A 2,956-nucleotide genomic window follows, 5' to 3' on the forward strand; every position below is an offset into this window, starting at 1 on the left:
GTCGGACAAGAAGAAATATATATAGTAAGGCACGGTTGGCATACTGGATTTGTTGTATCTGCTAAAAGAATTCAAAGTCAACTTCCTAAATTATTAAAATTCCATCAAGTAGTTCCTATTTTCACAGATTAAGGATTCAGAGGGCATCAAACGAGAAAAATATCAAGGTCGATTCATTTATTTTTCAGACGGTTTTACCAAATATCAACGACAAAAAAGGGCTTTGGATCATCAGAAAACCCCAGGCTGGCCAACCGATACCCAGGCTATTGATATTTTAGTGCATCTGATAAAGAACCCTGGTATTCCATTTGAAGTGCTTGCAATGGAGGCAGCCCCGCCGGACAAGCGATTTGATGCTGCTATCATAAAACAATTTTTGCAATTTCATGATTTGTTAAAAAAAACTTTGGATACAAAGCAGTAAAGTGCCTTGCCAGGTATGTAGATCAAATAACCATGGGGCTTTGTTCACGGAATCAGTTTCAGGACAAACCAATCATTTCCTTTTTCCCACAGAAAGCCGGCCATCAGAAAAATTTGAAGGTTCTCAAAACTCGTAAAAAAACAGTTGTAGCCTTGGATATTGGACCCTTTTGTGCCAGGGAAACGATTTTATTTGATTCCCTTGATAACACGATACATCGAAGCCAACAGCTTCGTTCCCTATCCCCATACCGGTGTACATATGGATATGATGTGCTGGTTTTCGTTGGATACAGCCTTTTTGTGCATTGCTTGACGGCAAAGGACTCAATGATGATGGGGAAGAAGCAGACATCAAAAGCATAGCTCGGAAAGTAAAGCTATTCCGTGACGAGATAATGGCCGATAAGAAACAGTCTCAAAAAAAATCATACGAGAAGATGATCAAACAAATTGATAAGTATTGGGACAAACTTTTTGCCGATCCAATTACCGTGAAGACTTCAAACGATGAAATTCTGATCCAACCCCAGCGAACGAATAATATTTTGGAACGCTTTTTTCGGGAACTCAAACGTAGAAATCGAAAAAGAAGTGGCACAATATCGTTGAATAAAAGACTCAAATCAATGCTTGCAGATACATTTAATATGTATAATATTGTACTCTAATTTTAGACGATTTCCAGCAGAGGCAAAGGTGATGCTCTTTGTCCCGTGACAAATGCTGCTTAATCGAATAAGGGCAAGAACTTTTTAAACCCTTCTTTTTCAAGGTTTTCTTTTGGAATAAACCTTAAGGATGCCGAGTTGATACAATATCTAAATCCTGTTGGCCCAGGGCCGTCGTCAAATACATGCCCAAGATGGGAATCTGCCTTTTTGCTTCGAACCTCAACTCTTTTCATAAACAGGCTGTTGTCTTCTATTTCCCGGGCGGATTCTTTGGTTATAAGCTTTGTAAAACTGGGCCACCCAGTGCCTGATTTGAATTTGTCCTTTGATGAAAACAAGGGCTCCTTGGAAATAACATCCACATAAATACCTTGTCTTTTATTGTCCCAGTATTCATTATTAAACGGTGGTTCTGTTCCGTTCTTTTGAGTCACTTGATACTGAAGAGGTGTCAGTTTTTTCTTTAGATTCTCTTCAGACATCACGTTTGAATCAAATATCTGACCCTTATTCCTCCAGTTTTTTTTAATAAAAAAATCCCTTCCAGAGCTTGCCCTGTAAAATTTGTAACGGATGGGATTCTTTTTATAATAATCTTGGTGATACGCTTCTGCCTCATGGAATTGTCTCAATTCAAGAATTTGTGTTGCCACGGGCTTGTCAAAAATCTTTGAATCATTAATCTGTTTTATGGTTTTTATCGCCTCTTTTTTTTGTATGTCATTATGAAAGAAAATTGCTGAATCGTACTGGCTTCCCCTGTCAACAAATGAACCGCCGGAATCGGTAGGATCAATCTGCTGGAAAAAAACCTCGATAAGTCCCTGAAATGTGATGATTTTTGGATCAAATGTCACTTGCACAGCTTCAAAATGCCCTGTTGTACCTGACGTGACCTGTCTATAGGTCGGATGATCCGTATGTCCTCCAGTATATCCGGAGATGACATCCAGAACACCGTCAAGTCCCTCAAAAGCAGACTCTACGCACCAGAAACAACCTCCTGCAAAGGTGGCAAGGTCAACTATTTTATTTTTATTATTCATGGTGCTCTCCTCTGATTTGTCAGTAAATCCGATATTTGTATGAATTAAAAGGCCTGAAATGATAAATAGTCCAATTATCCAATAGATGGTTTTTAGTTTTTTCATGCTGTCACCTTTAAAAATGAGTTACAGTCTAAAACTGAATTCTGCATTTTTCATGCCATCAATTTGGATGGATATTTAAGTCCCATAAGAGGAAGACTGAGATGAGATGCCCCGTGCAAGCGTTGTCTGGATTTTGTCCAGAATAGGGCAGTCAGCATGACATTTTGGAAGTTCTGATTTGTTCTCACAATTGAGGCACGGGCTTTTGATCAAATACCCGATTTCAAAATCAAATAGATCTCTGTTAATAATATTTTCCATAGCTAAATATTTTTTGATTTTAATTAAAATTTATACATATCAATTACCGGAAGAATCGTCAATATCTGCATTTGTCCTTGATTTTTATAGAGAATATGCGAAACTTACTATAAATTCTAATTGATTACATGTTTTATTATAGGAGGACTTTATGTTAAATCGTTTCAGCATCAAAGGAAGAATGTATTTGATTATTATCTCCATTTTGGTTCTTTTTCTTCTCATGATATGGTTTGCCATTGACACCAGTAATAAGGCACGGGATGTAGCCATAGAAAAAACCGGGCAGGCCCTCCTGGAATCCCAGAAAGATAAAATTAAAGTTGCAACCCATGCTGTTTCCGTTGCTTTGTCCAACGCCATTAAAGATGTTGAAAATGATGAAGAAAGAGTTGCCCTGATTCGAAAGGGACTGAAAGGAATTCGGTATGAAAAGGATCAGTC

At 38.0% G+C, this 2,956-nt stretch carries 3 protein-coding genes and 1 pseudogene; 3 read left to right on the forward strand and 1 reads right to left on the reverse strand.

Annotated elements, in window-relative coordinates; all coding sequences use genetic code 11:
- The first annotated feature begins 223 nt into the window (after positions 1-223).
- A complete protein-coding gene (locus tag K8S13_RS24805) occupies positions 224-427 on the forward strand; it encodes a hypothetical protein (protein ID WP_291466408.1) in 204 nt (67 codons plus the stop codon).
- Between the two features lie 307 nt (positions 428-734).
- Complete coding sequence (locus tag K8S13_RS24810) at positions 735-1,097, forward strand: hypothetical protein (protein WP_291466409.1); 363 nt, start codon at positions 735-737, stop codon at positions 1,095-1,097.
- 59 nt (positions 1,098-1,156) lie between these two features.
- Here the strand turns inward: K8S13_RS24810 and msrB are convergent, their stop codons facing one another.
- Positions 1,157-2,146, reverse strand: coding sequence for a peptide-methionine (R)-S-oxide reductase MsrB (gene msrB / locus K8S13_RS24815; protein ID WP_367172887.1), 990 nt, complete (start codon positions 2,144-2,146; stop codon positions 1,157-1,159).
- Positions 2,147-2,663: 517 nt separating this feature from the next.
- On the opposite strand from msrB, the pseudogene K8S13_RS24820 reads away from it, so the two are divergent.
- Positions 2,664-2,956: pseudogene (locus K8S13_RS24820) on the forward strand (methyl-accepting chemotaxis protein); the annotation flags it as partial.

Source organism: Desulfobacula sp., from assembly GCF_021107415.1.

Coding starts and splice junctions, on each gene's coding strand:
- msrB (WP_367172887.1), bottom strand. CDS start 2,146: ATGAATAATAAAAATAAAATAGTTGACCTTGCCACCTTTGCAGGAGGT.